This is a genomic window from Phytopseudomonas dryadis (assembly GCF_004327355.1).
Classification (GTDB): Bacteria; Pseudomonadota; Gammaproteobacteria; order Pseudomonadales; family Pseudomonadaceae; genus Aquipseudomonas; species Aquipseudomonas dryadis.
The window spans coordinates 108,348-125,268 of the sequence record NZ_QJUM01000020.1 but is presented as its reverse complement, the minus strand read 5'-3'; the positions used below and the strand labels follow the sequence as shown (position 1 = coordinate 125,268).

Sequence of the window (16,921 nt, the reverse complement as noted above, 5' to 3'; positions counted from 1 at the left end):
ACTGGATGCGCTGCTGGCGATTTCGTCGTACGCTTTTGCATGGCCTCGCCCTCGCTGCCGTTGGTCATCATTAGAATGCCACCGTGGCGCATCGACGCCTCGGCGGGGGCGAGTCCATCTAATTACGATCGTCCGCTTTTGCCTTCAGCAGCCACTCATCCTGTTCATCCGCGTTCCCGGCTGGAAAGGCAGCCGCCGGTAGTCGACGCCATTAAAAGTGATTATCATTAACCGGTAGTCGGCGAACCGGATCTGCCAGTGACCACCTCTAATCTCGACAGCGTCTTTCTGACCCAGCGCACCCCGCTCCTGCGCACTCTGGTCAAGATGGTGAAGAACGCCAGCATCGCCGAAGACCTGGTACAGGAGACCTATCTACGGGTCGCCCACAGCCTGCGCGAGCACAAGGTCGAGCACCTGGAGCCCTTTCTGTTCCAGACCGGACGCAATCTCGCCCTGGATCACCTGCGGCGCGTGCGCATGCAGTCCAGAACCCTGCTCGACGATGTACCGGACGAAGTGATCCAGGCCGTCCCCGCACCGGGCTCCTCCAACGAGGACAGCCTGCATGCGCAAAGACTCCTGCAACGCCTGGGCGGCATGCTGGAGCAACTGAGCGAGCGCCAACAGCGGATTTTCATCCTCAGCCGCCTGCACGGCCAGAGCCATGCGCAAATCGCCGCCCAGCTCGGCGTTTCGCTGAGCACGGTGCAGAAAGAGCTCAAACTGATCATGGCCATCTGCATGTCCCTGCTCGACAGGCTGAACCCGCCGACATGAGCGACTACCGTTTGCCCGGTCGTTCGGCCAGAATGGACGCCCCCAGCCGCGAGAATCGCTCGATGTCCCAGGACGGGCCCACTGCCGAAAACCACACGCCGCAGGATCAGGCGCTCACCTGGCTGATCCTGCTGGAAGACGCGGACGAAGCCTGCCGCGCGCGTTTCGCCGAGTGGCTGGCCGTATCGCCAGCCAATGCCGAAGCCTTCCGCCAGGCACAGAGCCACTGGCAGTCGCCGCTGCTGGTCGAGGCGGCGGCGCGCCTGGAAACCCGGCGGCGAACCGCGGCGCCCGCACGCCGGCGCATGCGCGGTCTGCTGGCGGTCGCCGCCTCGCTGCTACTGGCCTGTGGCGTCATCGTGCAAAGCGACCTGCTGCTGCGCCTGAAGGCCGACCATGTCACCGCCGTCGGCCAGCGGCAGAGCCTGGAGCTGGCCGACGGCTCGCACGTGCTGCTCAATACCGATACCGCCATTTCCAGCCGGATCGACGAGCGCCAGCGGGTCACCCACCTGTACCGCGGCGAAGCCTATTTCGACGTCGCCCGCGACAGCGGCCGCCCCTTCGAAGTCAAGGCCGGTCCCGTGCAGGTTTCGGTGCGCGGTACCGCTTTCGCCGTGCGCTACCTGAACGACGAGGCCGAGGTCAGCGTCGAGCGGGGCGAAGTCGAACTGCACTCGCCCGGCGACGACACCCGCGTGAGCCTGGGCAGTGGCGACAGCATCCGGGTCGGCCGCAACGGCTTCGGCAGCCGCGTCAATCGCGCCTCGGCCCCGCAACTCGCCTGGGTCCAGGGCCGGCTGGTCTTCGACAACCGTCCGTTGCACGAGGTGCTGGCCGAACTGCGGCGCTATTACCCGGGCTGGATCGTCAGCAACAACCCGCATCTGAACGACCTCAGCGTCACCGGCAACTATCGCCTCGACAACCCCCTGGAAGTGATGCGCTCGCTGGCCCAGGTGACCTCGGCACGGCTGCATGAGTACCCCGCGCTGCTGATCCTCAACTGATCCGAAAAAATTTTTACGGCATTTCCCGCTCTCGTTCGTCCCGTCAGAAGCCAATGCAAATTATTCGTATCTTTACGATGTTCTGACGACCCTCCAGAGAGCTCAACGATGACCATGCACTCCAGGCGCCCGCTGCCGCGCCGACTGTCCACCGCCAGCCTGTCCCTGCTGGCGCTCGCCATCTCGTGCGCCAGCCTGCCGTCGAACGCCCATGCCGCCGATGCCGGACCAAGCGCCCAGCAGCAGAGCCAGGCGGGTGGCTACGACTTCGCCATCGCCCGGCAACCGCTGGTCAGCGCGCTCAATAGCTTCAGCGAGGTGACCGGCTGGCAGGTCGGCCTGCCCGCCGAACTGGCCGACGGCGTCTATTCGCCCGGCCTCACGGGTCAACTGCCGGCCGAACAGGCGCTCGCACGCCTGCTCGAGGGCACCGGCATCACCTACCACAGCGTCGGTGCGCGCAGCGTGGTACTGATCAGAACCCCCACCCAGGCGATGGCGCTGCAACCGCTGACGGTAACCGCCACGCGCCGGGCGCAGAGCGTGAGCGAAGTCCCCAGCTCGGTCAGCGTGCACAGCCGCGAGCAGCTCGACCGACAGAACGTCAACACCATCAAGGAGCTGGTACGCTTTGAGCCCAGCGTCTCGGTCGGCGGTACCGGCCAGCGCGCCGGCATCAGCGGCTACAACATCCGCGGTATCGACGGCGACCGGGTACTGACCCAGATCGACGGCGTCGAAGTACCGGCCAGCTTCTTCAACGGTCCCTACGCCAATACCCATCGCAACTATGTGGATCCGGAAATCGTCAAGCGCGTGGAAATCCTCCACGGCCCGGCTTCGGCGCTGTATGGCAGCAGCGCCATCGGTGGCGCGGTCAGCTACTTCACCCTCGACCCGGACGACATCATCAAGCCCGGCCAGGACGTCGGTGCACGGCTGAAGACCGGCTACAGTTCGGCCGACGACAGCTGGCTGACCTCCGCCACCGTGGCCGGCCGCCATGGCGACTTCGACGCCCTGCTGCACCTGAGCCAGCGCAACGGCCACGAGACCGAATCCTACGGCAGCACCGGCGGCACCGGGCTGACGCGCACCGAGGCCAACCCCGAAGACGTGCGTACCACCAATATCCTGGCCAAGCTCGGCTGGAACTATGCCGGCGACGACCGCCTGCAACTGACCTACGAGAAATACAAGGACGACCGCGACACCAACCAGCTCAGCGCGGTGGGCGGGCCGTTCAATGCCGGTAGCGGCTTCGGCTACTACCATTCGCGCCAAGGCAACGACACCATCACCCGCGAGCGCTTCGGCCTGGAGCACAGTCTGGCCCTGGACAGCCTGCTGGCCGACAACCTGAAGTGGAGCCTGAACTACCAGATCGCCAAGACCGACCAGAGCACCGTGGAGAACTACGTTCCCACCAACTTCTTCACCGGTGCGGTGACCCGCGACGTGATGCGCTATCGGGACACCTACTACAAGGATCGCCAGTGGCTGTTCGATGCGCAGTTGGACAAGGCCTTCGCCATCGGCGACACCGACCATCTGCTGACCTACGGCACCAGCCTCAAGCACCAGAAGGTCACCGGGTTGCGCACCGGCTACGGCATCTGTCAGGCAGTCGGCACCAACTGCAGCGCCGTGGGCGCGGTGAGTACCGCCAGCGCCGACACCCTGATCCCGCAGAGCGACTTCCCCGCCCCGACCATCGACACCTATGGCCTGTTCGTCCAGGACGAGATCCGCTGGAACCAGTGGACCTTCCTGCCCGGCCTGCGCTACGACTACACCCGTCTGGAGCCGAAACTGACCGACGAGTTTCTCGCCACCATCACCACAAGCGGCGTCACCGAGTACAGCGACGAAACCAAGACCTGGCACCGCGTGTCGCCCAAGCTCGGCGTCACCTATGCCTTCGACGACCACTACACCTGGTTCGGCCAGTACGCCGAGGGCTTCCGCACGCCGACCGCCAAGGCGCTGTACGGTCGCTTCGAGAACCTGGCCGGCGGCTATACCGTGGAACCCAACTCGGACCTCGACCCGGAGAAAAGCCGCGGCGTGGAAACCGGCCTGCGCGGCAACTTCGAGGGCGGCAGCTTCGATGTGGCGCTGTTCTACAACCGTTACCGCGATTTCATCGACGAGAACGCCATCACCGCCAACAGCAATGCCCTGGCCTTCCAGAGCCAGAACATCAGCCATGCCAGCATCCGCGGCGTGGAACTCAAGGGCCGCCTGAACCTGGACAGCTTCGGCGCCCTGCCGGGCCTCTACACCCAGGGCTCGATCGCCTATGCCCGCGGCCGCAACGACGATACCGGCGAGCCGCTGAACAGCGTCAACCCGCTGACCGGCGTGTTCGGCCTGGGCTACGATCAGGAGCGCTACGGTGCCCTGCTGAACTGGACCCTGGTCAAGCACAAGAGCCGCATCGACGACAGCGCCTTCAATGCACCGGACGGCACCAGCAGCCAGTTCCGCACTCCGGGCTTCGGCATTCTCGACCTGAGCGGCTACTACAAGCTGACCGACGACCTCACCGTCAACGCCGGCCTGTATAACCTGACCGACAAGCAATACTGGCTGTGGGACGACGTGCGCGGCTATGACGGTGTAGGCGAAGCAGGGGTGACCAGCCCGGCTAACCTCGACCGCCTGACCCAGCCGGGACGCAACTTCTCGGTCAATCTGGTGTGGGACATCTGAGTTGCAAGCACAGGGTGGCGCGCACGCCTGCCATGGGCGCCGGATCACGCTATCGCCGCCCGCCACAGATGCGCCCAGGCCTGTTCGCCAGTTGGGGATAAGACCGTAGCCTGGGTTGAGCACAGCGATACCCGGGTCGCCCTGCCCCGGGTGTCGCTACGCTCGACCCGGGCTACACGAAGAAGAGGTTCGCCCGAGAGCCGCGGTGACAGCGACTTGCCGGAACTCCAGCCAGGTCCCTGAAATGGACGGACACGCCTGCCTGAGAACCCATCTGCCCGACCCTGGCATTTAAACCAGGCTTGCCAATCGGGCAAAAGGCCCTGCGCAACACAGGGTCGGGCTGTGGACGTCGCTGTTTCACTGCGCGACAGGCCACCAATGCTGCCGGAGACCTCACGTGACCCCGTAATCGCCGACGTTGTATGGTCCATGAACATCTCATCCGATATCACCTGAACGCCAGATCATCGAAAGCGATGGATGCCAGGTCTCAACGGGCAGCTGGAAAGTAACGGCTCAGTTGCTGCAGATCGCCCTCGCCCAGCACCCCGGCCAGGTAGCGCAGTTGCAGCCAGGCACGCAGGTAGCCGTAACGGGCTTCGGCCAGATCGCGACGGGCGCTGTAGAGCTGCTGTTCGGCGTCGAGCACGTCGAGGTTGACCCGTTCGCCGCCGGCCACACTCTTGCGGGTCGCCTCGATCAGCCCACTCGCCGACTCCACCGCCAGCTCGTAGGCGCGTACCTTGGCGGTGCTGCTGGCGCACAGGTTGAACTGCCGGCGCAGCTCGTTGAGCACCCCGTCACGCTGGGCATCGAGCTCGTAGCGGGCCTGGTCATAGGAGGCCGACGCCTGGCGCCGCGCAGCCGAGACGCCGCCACCGGCGAACAGCGGCATGCTGAACTGAATGCCGATGCTATCGGTGTCGTACTTCTGGTTATAGGTACTTTCCGAGTCGGAACTGGTCTTGCGCGTGCTGGCGTACAGCCCGAGGGTCGGCAGGTGACCGGCACGCTGGCGTTCGACCTCCTGCTCGGCCACCTCCAGACCATGGCGCTGGCTGGCCAGCTCGGCGTTATGCGCCATCGCCAGGTCACGCCAGCCCTCGAAACGTGCCGGCGCCAATGGCGCGGCCTCGAGAGGCCCGTTCAGCGGGGTCAGCTGCTCCAGCTCGACCGGTTCACCGATGATCGCCTGCAGCTCACGCAAGGCTGCATCCAGGGCATCCTGCGCCTCGATTTCCTGGGCCCGGGACAGGTCGTGACGGGCCCGGGTTTCCAGCAGATCGGTACGGGTGCCCTCACCCGCCTCGAACGTGCGCTGGTTGAGCTGCAGTTGTTCGGCGTAGGCACGGCGCTGGGCGCGCGCCAGGTCGATCTGTTCGCCAGCCAGCAGCGCCTGGCTGTAGGCCTCGAACAGACGCACCACCAGTTCCTGGCCGCGTCCGCGCAGACGCTCGTCGGCCAGCGCCGCCTTGGCCACACCCTGGCGGTACTCGGCCCAGGCCGCGTAGTCGAACAGCGGCTGCTGCAGGGTCAGTGCCGAGGCATAGCTGTCGTAGTCCCGCTCGGTGGTGACACTGCCCGCCGCCGTGGTCTGGGACACCTCTGACTCGTTACGCGCCTTGCGGTAGCTATAGGAGAGGTTCGGCAACAGCCCGGCGCGGCCGATGGCACGGTTTTCCACGCCTGCGTCGCGCTCGCTGAGGGCGGCACGGAAGGTGGGATCGTTGCGCAGGGCCAGGGCGTAGGCATCCATCACCCCCAGGGCGTACGAAGGGCCGCAGAACAGGCTCAGCGCCACGACGCACCAGCGGAGCACGCAGCGTTGCCCGCCGCGTCCGGGCCTGGCCGGACGAACGCTCATCGACCCGTTCATTCTTCCACCAGCGCCATGTGGGTACGATCGGTCAACGGCTTGAACAGGTAGTTGAGCAGCGAGCGCTCGCCGGTGCGCACGAATGCCTCCACCGGCATGCCGGGACGAATCTGCTGGCCCTGCAACTGGCGCAGCCCGTCTTCATCCACCTGCACCCGCAGACGGTAATAGGGCTGATCGGTCTTTTCGTCGAGCAGGCGGTCGGCGGAGACCAGGGTGACCTTGCCGTTGACCCGTGGCGTACGACTCTGGTTGAAGGCCACGAACAGCAGTTCCACATCCAGCCCCGGTTGCAGCTTGTCCACCAGCTCTACCGGCGCGCGGGCATCGACCAGCAACGGCGCATCCTGCGGGACGATCTCCATCAGCATCTGCCCCGGTGAAATCACCCCACCCTCGGTGAACACATCGAGCCCGACCACGGTGCCGGCCACCGGGGCGCGTACCTCGGTGTGCGCCAGCTCGAACTCGACGCCACGCAGGCGGCTGCCCAGGTCCTCGGCCTGCAGCCGGGCATCGGCCAGTTGCTGACGCACATCCTGCTGATACTCCTCGGCGCGTTGGGCGGCACGCAGGCGCAGTTCGAGAATCTGCCGCTGGGTGCGGCCGATGTTGCCGAGATCCTCGGAAATATCACCGTTGAGCTGGGCATACAGGCGCTCGTTCTCCAACAGCCGGTTGCGCGCCACGTAGCCCTCCCGGGCCAGTTCGCGCAGGCCCTGCAACTGGGCCTGCATGCTCGCGCGCTGTTCTTCCTTGTGCACCTTGGCGGCCCGCAGGCCCTCGAGCATCGCCTGGCTCCCGGCGATGCTTTCGCGCAGCCCATCCAGTTCCAGGCGCAAGGCCGCCCGGCGACTGCTCAGCAGTTGCCGCTGCAGCGCCAGGGTCGCGACCGCACGTGGGTCGTCGCTGCTCAGGGAAGGGGGCAAGACGATCTCCTCCAGGCCGTCGCGCTCGGCTTCCAAGCGCGCGGTGCTGGCCAGGGCACCCAGGTGCTGGACGAACAGCGACTCGCGCTGGGCGCTGATCTGGGTAGCATCCATGCGGATCAGCACCTGTCCGGCCGCGACCTGGTCGCCATCACGCACCAGCAGGCGCTGCACCACACCGCCGGAAGGGTGCTGCACCGCCTGGCGGTTACCGGCCACCACGACGTTGCCGCTGACCGCCACGCCCTTGTCCAGCGGGGCCAGGGCGGCCCACAGCAGAAAACCGCCGAAACCGAGCGCCAGCAGCCAGCCGCCCATACGCGTGTAGCGGCGTTCATCGAGGGGCAGGACATCGGCCAGGGGTGCCGCGCTCTGTACGTTGCTGTGCATCAGAGGGCCACTCCCCGCTGGCTGTAGTTCATGCCGTACGACGGTGCCGGGCGCACGGCCGCGGCCGGCGCCGCCTTCTGCTGCAACTCCTGCAACACCCGCTGTGCCGGGCCGAATGCCTGCTGCTGTCCGTCGCGCAGCACCAGCAGCTTGTCGGTGCCGACCAGCAGGGACGGTTTGTGGGCGATCAGCACCAGGGTACGCCCCTGCTTCCTGGCCTCGGCGATGGCCGCCAGCAGCGCCTGCTCACCGGCCTCGTCGAGATTGGAATTGGGCTCGTCGAGCACGATCAGCGCAGGCAGGCCGTACAGCGCCCGGGCCAGGCCGATGCGCTGCTTCTGCCCGCCGGACAGGCCCTGGCCGCCCTCGCCCAGCCGTGTGTCATAACCGTCGGCCAGTTGCAGGATCAGGTCATGGACACCGGCCATCCGTGCCGCGGCCACCACCTTGTCCGGCTCGATCTCGGCGAAACGGGCGATATTCTCGGCGATGCTGCCGGCGAACAGTTGCACGTCCTGGGGCAGGTAACCGATGTGCGGGCCAAGGGCCGCCCGATCCCACTGCTGCAGGTCGGCGCCATCCAGGCGTACCTTGCCGGCCTGCGGCGTGGCGACGCCCACCAGCAGGCGGGCCAGGGACGACTTGCCCGAACCGGAAGGGCCGATAACGCCCAACACTTCGCCCGCCTCCAGGGCGAACCCCAGGTTCACCAGGCAGGGCGTGCGCGTGCCCGGGGCGAAGGCGCTGAGTTGCTCGACACGCAGCGCACCGCTCGGCGCCGGCAGCGGCATCCCGGCCTCGCGCGCAGGGTGCGCCCGCAGCAGGGTCGACAGGCGCTCGTAGGCCAGCCGCGCATGACTCCACTGCCGCCAGACGCCGAGCACCTGATCGATGGGGGCCAGTACCCGCCCCATCAGGATCGAACCGGCGATCATCATCCCCGGGGTGATCAGGTCCGTCAGGGCCAGCCAGGCGCCCAGGCCCAGCACCAGCGATTGCAGGGCCAGACGCAGGTACTTCGACCAGGCGCTGAACACCGCGGTCTTCTCGCTGGCCAGGTTCTGCTGGCCGAGAAAGCCGGCGTGCAGACTGAACCAGCGCCGGCGCAACGCCGCCAACATGCCCATGGACTCGATGGCTTCGGCCTGGCGCAGATGGCCAGCGGCCTGCTGGTTGGCGGCGATGGACAGCCGCCCGGCCTCGGCCAGTGGCGCACGGGTCAGGCGCTGGTTGAGCCAGGCCAACGCCAGCAGCGCCAGAGCACCCGCCAGGGCCAGCAGGCCCAACCAGGGGCTGAACAGGAAGATCACGCCCAGGTAGACCGGGAACCAGGGCGCGTCGAAGAAGGCGAACAAGGCACTGCCGGTGGCGAACTGGCGCAGGCTGGTGAGGTCGCTCAGGGCCTGGGCCGAGGTCTGCCGGCCATTGCTCAGGTTGGCCTCGAAGGTCGCCTCGAACACCCGGGCATTGAGGCGCATGTCCAGCTGCGTACCGAGGCGGATCACCAGCAGGCTGCGGATCCACTCCAGCGCTCCGGCGAAGACGAACAGGCCGACCACGATCAGGGTCAGCATCAGCAGGGTCATGACATTGCCGGAGGCGAGCACGCGGTCGTAGACCTGCAACATGTAGAGCGCAGGCGCCAGCATCAGCAGGTTGATCACGGCGGAGAACAGGCCGACATGGATCAGGCCTGACCGGCAGGCCCGGAGGGCCTGAAGTATCTCGTTGGCAGACGCGGGGACGGGCGCGCGCATGCAAGACGCTCCTTGGCGGAAAGAAGAGGCGCACGGCGCCTGGCGGTGCCGCCCACGGCCATTGACGGCCACCCGGGCAACACTCAGAATCCTTGACCGCCACGACCTGGGCCTTGGAAAACACGGGCCGTGACGGCGTTACCGAAGCGAACGGGATGGTACATTCCGTTCGCTTTTCATTGCCCGACGATCAGGCCGCCAGCAGCAGCTCGGACTCGCTGAAAGCAGCCGAACCGGTGGTGACGATGACGTCGTCCAGCAGGCCGGCCGCGTCCAGCACGGCCAGCAGGCCACCGTCGTTCGGCGTGCCGGCGCTGTCGGTGGCGCCTTCCACCGAGCCGTTCATCAGGCCCCAGATCACATCGTGTACGGCATTGTCACGGCCTTCCGCCGCCGTGGCGACCAGCGGGGTGGTGCCGAAGTCGAAGGTGATGAAGGCGCTCGACACGGTGCCATCCGCATTCAGGCCGCCACCCAGGGTCAGTTGCTGGAGGGTGCCGTAGAGCGCGTGCGCGCTGAAGTTGTAGGCCAGATCACCAACGGCCGAGAAAGCGAAATTGGTGCCGGTATTGGCAAATGCATAGGTATCGCCAGAGAGACCGGAACTCACGCCGTTGGTGTAGAAACCACCGGTGTTGGCCGGATGTTCACCATCTACACCCACATCCTGGAAAGCCAGCAGCAGATCCTCAAGGTCACCGCCGGTGAACGTACTGGGGAAGTAGTTACTGTTGTAGCTGTAGGAAATTGCCATCTTTCTCTCTCCTTGTTCGGCGAAGTCTCGCCGGCTGGGTGGCATCGCTCGATGCCGGTTTCCGCGCTATGTTCAGCACGGTTCCACAGTGGCCGTCGAAGGCAGTGGCCACTGTCAGAACTGCAGCTCGAAACCGCCCATGACGGTGCGGCCCGGGCCATAGGATTTGGTGAAGATGTCGGAGTAGCCGCTGACGTAGCTGCGGTCGCGGATGTTCTCGACCGTGGCGCGCAGCAGCAGGTTGCGGCTGACCCGGTAGCTGGCGAACAGATCCCAGGTGACATAGCTGGGCCACAGGTCGTAGTCCCAGTCTTCCGGGCCGCCGGCGGCGCTGTAGTTCAGCCGGGCGCCCAGTTCCAGGCTTTCGTTGAACCAGCGGGTGCCGACCACCCAGCTGCCGCGATCCATGGGCAGGTTACGCGCGCTGTTCATGCCGAATATGTCGCCGGCGCAGGATTCCTGGGCATCCAGGTAGGCCTCGTAGGAGGCATAGCCGGCGGCGATGGCTTCGTTATGGAAGTCCGAATAGCTGCCGTCCTCGCGTGGCATGTCCTCGACCTTGTAGTCGCTGCCCAAGGGGTAGACCTTCTGGCAGATGTCGTTGTCGCCACCGATCACATGGGTGTAGTTGACCCCCGTGTACCAGCGCCGGGCGTCGTAATCGAGCTCGAACTCGATGCCACGGAAGTTCATCGGCACCTGGTTGTTGACGAACAGGGTATTGCCCAGGCCACCGGTACGACCCGGCAGGGTATTGACCATGGAAGTGATCAGGTAATTGTCGACCCGGGTGTCGTAGTAGGCGACCTTGGCCTGGAAACGATCGTCGGGGCGAATCAGCCCGACATGCTCGACATTGAAGCCCACCTCCCAGCTGCGCGAGGTTTCCGGATCGGCATAGGGATTGGGGTACATCCGCGCGAAGGGGTCGCCGGGGTGCGAGCCCTGCATCAGCGACTCGGTCAGGGCCGGTGGACGCCAGGACTTGCCCCAGTTGGCGAAGAGCTCCAGCCAGTCGGCCGGACGATAGGCTGCGGAAAGGGTGGGCAGGAACTTGTCCAGGTGCTCATCCACGCGATACTCGCGCAGGCCCGGACTGGACACCCAGGTCGGCGCATACTGGCCATTATTGTAGAAAGGCGCGCTCTCCGGGCCTGCCGCCAGGTAGCCCTGCCATGTCGGTATGGCATCACAGGCCCGTTGCCGATTGCGATCCGAGAGGTTCGGATTCGCGCAATTGGCGATATAGGTCTGCAACTGCGTTTCTATGTTGCTCTGAACCAGTTCCGCGCGCGAGCGATAGTTCCAGTCGGTTACCGGAAGCTGGGTCTTGCCCTTCAGCCAGTAGCTGTCGTAACGCAGGCCGGCAGAAAGGGTCACCTGCTCGGTCTCGAAGGTCAGGCTGCCGAAGGCGCTGGCGATGCTGCGCTTGCCATTGGGGTTGAGGGTGTTCTGCGCCGAGGCGATGGTTTCACCCTGGTAATCGCTGCGGGTCTTGGAGGTGCCCTTGTCCTGGTAGTACTCCAGGCCGTGGTTGAAGCTGAAGCCCTCGACACCGCCGAGGGCGAAGCGCGCGGTATTGTCCAGGGTGAAGCCATAGGTATCGATGCGCGTCTCGCTCTCGTTGCCCAGACCCGCTTCGCATGCCTCCACCCAGGACGTCGGGATCGGGTTCTGCCGGCAGTAGCCCAGACGCCAGGCGGTCTCGGTCATATTCACGCCATCGGTGACGATCGGACGACCGGCGGCGGTGTCACGCTGGTTCTCGGTGGTGACGTAGTAGACCTTGGCCTTCAGATCGATCCACGGCGAATCCGGGTCATAGGTGTAGTCCAGGCCGAAGGACTGCGAGCGCGCACTGGCATCGCCGAACTTGGCCCAGGCTTCTTCACCGTCGATGACCGAACCATCCACCGCGCTGGTCACCCGTCGATCCGAAACGTTGTTGTAGCTGAGGTCGGTGCCGACATAGGTGAACTGCAGGGACTGCTCCGGCGTCAGGATCAGGCGGCCCTTGAACAGTTCCGAGTCCTGCTCCTGGTCGGAAAACTTGATGCGATCCACCACCTGCGTCACGCCGCCCAGGCCGTCCTGCACGCCGGAGGTGAGGAAATCGAAGTTCTCCCGCCGCGAACCCGGTGCATAGTCACCGAAACTGCGGCGGCTGCGGGCGGCGAGCAGTTCCAGGTTGTCGCCCAGGCGGCCGGCCACCGCGGCGCTGCCGATAAAATTCACGCCATTCCCGTAACCGCCCAGGCCGGTCATGCCGCGCAGGCGTACGCCCGTGTCCTGGCCCGGCAGAATGATATCGTCGACATTCAGCGTGCCGAAGTTGGCGCTGCCGGCAATCGACGTGGCGCCGGTAACGTCGGAACGCGGGCCCTTCTCGATCACCACGCTGCTGATCAGTTCGGAATCGACATACAACTGACCGTTACGCTGCTGGTGGCCATTCTCGTTGAAGTTCTGGCGCATGCCATCGATCATGGTATTGACCCGACCGAAGTCCTGCATGCCGCGGATGTTCACCGACAGACCGGGGTCCTGGGCACTCACCGCGCTGTACACGCCTGGGGTCTCGACCAGCATGTCGGCGGCGTGGCGCGGTGGGTTGCGGTCGAGTTGCTCGCGGGTGATCACGCTGACCGAACGCGGCGCCTGGTAGATCCATTCATTGCCGATGTCCTGGGTCGACTCGATAGTGGTGGCCTGGATCTCCAGGGTCCCCCCCACCTCCACCACCCGTTCCAGATTCACCCGCCGCTCGCCGGTGAAGCTGTAGCTGACCGGCAGGCCGCCGAGCAGCAGATCCAGGCCCTGCTGGGCGGAGTGCCGGCCCTGCAGTTCGCGGCTGTGCAGGCCGGCCAGCTTGCTGCTGTCGAAGAACACCTGAATCCCGGCCTGCTCGGCGAAGGCGATCACAGCGCTCCCCAGCGGCTGCGCGGGAATATCGAAATCGACCTGCTCGGTGCTGGCGCTGGCCTGCGCCGCGCTGCTGGCGGCCTGCTGTGCCCAGGCTGCGCCGCTGAAGGCGAGCGTCGCGCCTACCACCAGACTGCCGGCCAGGCGCACGGAGCGGCGCGCTCGCAGTGTCCTGGCTACTTGATGACTCATTCCCTCGCTCCCCATTGCCCTGCTTCTTATGTGTATTTCCAGTAATGAAAATCACTATCAATAGGCAAGACGTTCCAGCCCGGAAAACTCAGTAAGGAATTTTCGAGTTTTTTTCACAGGCGTTTGCAAACGGTGGAGAGCCGGGAGACGGCCCTACGGGTGGCCCAGCAGATCGCGGAGTCAGGGTTCACACGCAGGAGCGCCGACCCCGGCGCGATGCGCTGGCGGCCATGCCGCAAGAATCGCGCTATGGCCACCATTCGCCGCGAGATCGCGGCTCCTACGGGATCGCGGCAAACCACCGATCATGTAGGAGCGCCGACCCCGGCGCGATGCGCTGGCGGCCATGCTGCAGAAATCGCACTATGGCCACCATTCGCCGCGGGGGCGCGGCTACGGGATCGCGGCAAACCACCGATCATGTAGGAGCGCCGACCCCGGCGCGATGCGCTGGCGGCCATGCTGCAGAAATCGCGCTATGGCCACCATTCGCCGCGAGGTCGCGGCTCCTACGGGATCGCGGCAAACTACCGATCATGTAGGAGCGCCGACCCCGGCGCGATGCGCTGGCGGCCATGCCGCAAGAATCGCGCTATGGCCACCATTCGCCGCGAGGTCGCGGCTCCTACGGGATCGCGGCAAACCACCGATCATGTAGGAGCGCCGACCCCGGCGCGATGCGATGGTGGCCATGTTGCAGAAATCGCGCTATGGCCACGATTCGCCGCGGGGGCGCGGCTACGGGGTCGCGGCAAACCACCGATCATGTAGGAGCGCCGACCCCGGCGCGATGCGATGGTGGCCATGTTGCAGAAATCGCGCTATGGCCGCGATTCGCCGCGAGGTCGCGGCTTCTACACGAATCTGGCAATTCTGAATCCCGTAGGGCGTATTGGCCGAAGGCGTAATCCGCCGAATGGAAGACGACAAGCAGCGCGCTCTTTGATTTCGAAGGCTTCCTGCAGGCCAAGCACGGCTCGTCGTCCGACCCAGCAACGCCGGCAAGGGCCAGGCGCCCCCCGGCTGCTACGCTCGCCCCTTGAGCGCGGCAGGCATCGGCGCTCAGTAGATCAGGCTGACACCGAGCAGGTCGGTATGCCGGGCGTGCAGTTCGCCGGTCAGGGTGGCGACGGCGCCGTCCAGCGAGTCCAGGCGGAATACGCCGCTGACCTTGCGTTGCGCCAGTTGGCCGTCGGCGATCAGGATATGCCCGTCGCGGTAGCGGTTGAGCTGCTGCGCCACCTGCGCCAGCGGCACCTGGTCGAAGATCAGCAGCCCGCGCTGCCAGCTGCTGGCGCGCGCCAGGTCGAGGTCGAGGCGCTCGATATGGCCATCGGCGTCGTAACGGGCGCTCTGCCCTTCTTCGAGGATCAGGCTGTGGCTGTGCTTGCTGACCGCGACGCGGTGCTGCATGACTCCGACCCAGGCCTGCTCGGCGTCATCGCGGCTGACCAGGAAGCGGGTACCCAGGGCCTGGGCCTTGCCGCCGGCGCTGTCGACGATGAAGGGCCGTGATTCATGCCTGCCCACGGGGGCGGTCTGGAAGATCGCCGAGCCGGCCAGCAGTTCCACACGGCGGGCCTGGGCGGTGTAATCGAGACGGATGGCGCTGCGCGCGTCGAGGGTCGCCTGGCTGCCGTCGGGCAGTTCGACCGTGCGCACTTCGCCGCTGGCGGTCAGGTGATCGGCGACCAGCGGCAGGTACAGGGCCGGGCCCTGCAACCAGCCGAACCCTGCCAATAGCAGCAGTAGCGAAGCACTGCTCAGCCAGCGCAGCGCACGCCGCCGGCGTGGACGCGCCACGGCAACGGCGGCGGCCGGCGCGCGACGTGGCGCCCCCTGCGCGGCAACCGGCAGGGCCGCCAGATCGCCCCAGGTCTGACGGGCGAAGCGCAACGCCTCGGCATGGCGCGGGTCGAGGGCGAGCCAGGCCCGCAGCGCCTGCTGCTCGTCCTCGCTAAGCGGCGAGTCGCTCATGCGCACCGTCCACTCGGCGGCGGCCTGGCGTATCCCGCGATCCTGCAGGTCTGGGCTATTCACGTCGTGCTCTCGGTTTCTCTTATAGGGGTAATGACGCCTGAGCGGCACTTTTACCGTAAAAGCGCTTGCCGACACCGGCACCCTTGCCGTTCACGGCCGTTCGACCAGGCGCGCCATGACGTGCGCCAGCGCCCTGGACAGATGCTTCTGCACCGAGCTGTCGCTGATCGCCAGGCGCCGGGCGACTTCGGCATGGGTCAGGCCGTCGATCCGGTTGAGCTGAAAGATTTCGCGGGTTCGCGGCGGTAGTTCGGCAACCGCACGCTGCAACAGCTCCATACGTTGCTGCCTCTCGGTCGTGTCTTCCAGGCTGTCGACCTCATCTTCGACAGCATTGAGCACATCCTCGCTCACCAGATCCGTCCGGCGTCGCTCCTGCTGGCGGCGATGGTCGATCAACAGGTTGCGGGCGGTGCGGTAGAGGTACGCGGGCGAGTTGTCGATCTGGTCGCGCCGGGCCTGTTCGGTCAGGCGCAGGAAACTCTCCTGCACCAGGTCGGCCGCCAGTTGCGGATCACGACTCTTGCGCAGCAGGAAGCTTTGCAGCGCCCTGGCGTGCTGCTGGAAAAGGCCTTTGATATCCAGATCCGACAATCGACGCACCTGACCTGAGCGGGACGGAGCCGCATCTTAACGACCAATGAGAATAATTTTCAATTGTCATTTTCCCTTCTGAGGCACTGCAGCAGCCATTCCAGGGCGGGCTGACGCTGGGCCCGGCGCAGAATCGCCACCAATTGCCGATGAAAGCCGAGCTCGCCCAGCTCCAGCACGCGCAGGGCCGAAGGCCGCTGGCACCACAGCCCGGCCCGTGGAATCAGGGAAACGCCCAGGCCGCACTCGACCATGCGCACGATGGCTTCCAGTTCATCCAGCTCCAGCGCCTCGTTCGGGGTCAGGCGCTGCTCGCGCAGAAAGCGCTCGACCTGGCGGCCGCCGAAGGAACGCCGGTCGTAGCGTACGAACGGCTGTTCACGCAGCAGTTGCAGCGGGTCGTCTCCCGGCAGATCGGGCGGGGCGATCAGCACGAAAGGTTCGCGCACCAGCTCGATCTGCAGCAATTCCTTGGGCAGCTCGAAGGGCGGACGGATCAGCACGGCCAGATCCAGCTCACCGGCATCCACCTGACCGAGCAGATCGAGGGAAACCCCGGGCACCAGTTTCAATTCGACCTGGGCCGCCTGGCTACGGAAACGCACCAGCGCCTCGGGCAGCAGGCCGGTCTGCACACTGGCGATGGCACCGATCTTCAATTCGCCCCGCCATTCCGCCAGGGCGGTGGGCGCGGCCATCCGTGCGTACAGGCCAAGTATCTGCTCGGCCAGTGGCAGGGCGTGACGGCCAGCGGCGCTCAGCACCGCGCTGCGTCCGCTGCGGTCGAACAGGCGCACGCCGAGGCCCTGTTCCAGCACGCGCATCTGCGCGCTCACGGCGGACTGGGTCAGGCCGACCCGTAGCCCCGCCGCAGCGAAGGTGCCGTGGCGGGCGACGGCGATGAAGGTTTTCAGTTCACGGAGCATGGCGGACGTCTGATCAATTTTATTTGAGCTCGA

The 16,921-nt window shown here is 65.9% G+C and carries 12 protein-coding genes; 4 read left to right on the top strand and 8 right to left on the bottom strand.

Annotated features, from left to right (window positions below; genetic code table 11):
* From DNK34_RS25570 to DNK34_RS17250, 4 genes are all read left to right on the top strand, one after another.
* The coding region (locus DNK34_RS25570; RefSeq protein WP_207401604.1) for a hypothetical protein at window positions 1-231 on the top strand (231 nt) is incomplete at its 5' end.
* 27 nt (window positions 232-258) lie between these two features.
* The gene (locus DNK34_RS17260; RefSeq protein WP_131176169.1) at window positions 259-780 is read left to right on the top strand and encodes an RNA polymerase sigma factor; all 522 of its coding nucleotides are present in this window, start codon (window positions 259-261) and stop codon (window positions 778-780) included.
* 62 nt (window positions 781-842) lie between these two features.
* Entirely contained in the window at window positions 843-1,790 is a 948-nt protein-coding gene (locus tag DNK34_RS17255) for a FecR family protein (RefSeq protein WP_411269319.1), read from the top strand.
* Between the two features lie 108 nt (window positions 1,791-1,898).
* Window positions 1,899-4,505, top strand: a complete 2,607-nt coding sequence (locus DNK34_RS17250; protein ID WP_411269318.1) for a TonB-dependent receptor — start codon at window positions 1,899-1,901, stop codon at window positions 4,503-4,505.
* 493 nt (window positions 4,506-4,998) lie between these two features.
* On the opposite strand, the gene DNK34_RS17245 is transcribed toward DNK34_RS17250, so the two are convergent.
* The 8 genes from DNK34_RS17245 to DNK34_RS17210 all read right to left on the bottom strand — a co-directional run bounded on the left by DNK34_RS17245 (window position 4,999) and on the right by DNK34_RS17210 (window position 16,888).
* Window positions 4,999-6,264 (bottom strand): TolC family outer membrane protein, encoded by a 1,266-nt coding sequence (locus DNK34_RS17245; protein ID WP_242675341.1) that lies wholly within the window; start codon window positions 6,262-6,264, stop codon window positions 4,999-5,001.
* Between the two features lie 116 nt (window positions 6,265-6,380).
* Complete coding sequence (locus DNK34_RS17240) at window positions 6,381-7,703, bottom strand: HlyD family type I secretion periplasmic adaptor subunit (protein WP_131176172.1); 1,323 nt, start codon at window positions 7,701-7,703, stop codon at window positions 6,381-6,383.
* Window positions 7,703-9,460 (bottom strand): type I secretion system permease/ATPase, encoded by a 1,758-nt coding sequence (locus DNK34_RS17235; RefSeq protein WP_131176173.1) that lies wholly within the window; start codon window positions 9,458-9,460, stop codon window positions 7,703-7,705. The genes DNK34_RS17240 and DNK34_RS17235 overlap by 1 nt, the downstream gene beginning before the upstream one ends.
* 190 nt (window positions 9,461-9,650) lie before the next feature.
* A complete protein-coding gene (locus DNK34_RS17230; protein WP_165497322.1) occupies window positions 9,651-10,214 on the bottom strand; it encodes a heme acquisition protein HasA in 564 nt (187 codons plus the stop codon).
* 114 nt (window positions 10,215-10,328) lie between these two features.
* On the bottom strand, window positions 10,329-13,328 hold the full coding sequence (locus DNK34_RS17225) for a TonB-dependent hemoglobin/transferrin/lactoferrin family receptor (RefSeq protein ID WP_165497323.1): 3,000 nt from the start codon (window positions 13,326-13,328) through the stop codon (window positions 10,329-10,331).
* A 1,062-nt stretch (window positions 13,329-14,390) separates the two neighbouring features.
* Window positions 14,391-15,368 (bottom strand): FecR family protein, encoded by a 978-nt coding sequence (locus DNK34_RS17220; protein ID WP_131176176.1) that lies wholly within the window; start codon window positions 15,366-15,368, stop codon window positions 14,391-14,393.
* A gap of 90 nt (window positions 15,369-15,458) precedes the next feature.
* A complete protein-coding gene (locus DNK34_RS17215; RefSeq protein WP_131176177.1) occupies window positions 15,459-15,962 on the bottom strand; it encodes an RNA polymerase sigma factor in 504 nt (167 codons plus the stop codon).
* Window positions 15,963-16,021: 59 nt separating this feature from the next.
* The gene (locus DNK34_RS17210) at window positions 16,022-16,888 is read right to left on the bottom strand and encodes a LysR family transcriptional regulator (RefSeq protein WP_131176178.1); all 867 of its coding nucleotides are present in this window, start codon (window positions 16,886-16,888) and stop codon (window positions 16,022-16,024) included.
* Window positions 16,889-16,921 lie beyond the last annotated feature (33 nt).

What these genes read in the sequence shown, in the direction of transcription:
- DNK34_RS17255 (WP_411269319.1), top strand. Translation starts at nt 843, where the DNA reads ATGTCCCAGGACGGGCCCACTGCCGAAAACCACACGCCGCAGGATCAG.
- DNK34_RS17250 (WP_411269318.1), top strand. Translation starts at nt 1,899, where the DNA reads ATGACCATGCACTCCAGGCGCCCGCTGCCGCGCCGACTGTCCACCGCC.
- DNK34_RS17245 (WP_242675341.1), bottom strand. Translation starts at nt 6,264, where the DNA reads ATGGATGCCTACGCCCTGGCCCTGCGCAACGATCCCACCTTCCGTGCC.
- DNK34_RS17240 (WP_131176172.1), bottom strand. Translation starts at nt 7,703, where the DNA reads ATGCACAGCAACGTACAGAGCGCGGCACCCCTGGCCGATGTCCTGCCC.
- DNK34_RS17235 (WP_131176173.1), bottom strand. Translation starts at nt 9,460, where the DNA reads ATGCGCGCGCCCGTCCCCGCGTCTGCCAACGAGATACTTCAGGCCCTC.
- DNK34_RS17230 (WP_165497322.1), bottom strand. Translation starts at nt 10,214, where the DNA reads ATGGCAATTTCCTACAGCTACAACAGTAACTACTTCCCCAGTACGTTC.
- DNK34_RS17225 (WP_165497323.1), bottom strand. Translation starts at nt 13,328, where the DNA reads ATGAGTCATCAAGTAGCCAGGACACTGCGAGCGCGCCGCTCCGTGCGC.
- DNK34_RS17210 (WP_131176178.1), bottom strand. Translation starts at nt 16,888, where the DNA reads ATGCTCCGTGAACTGAAAACCTTCATCGCCGTCGCCCGCCACGGCACC.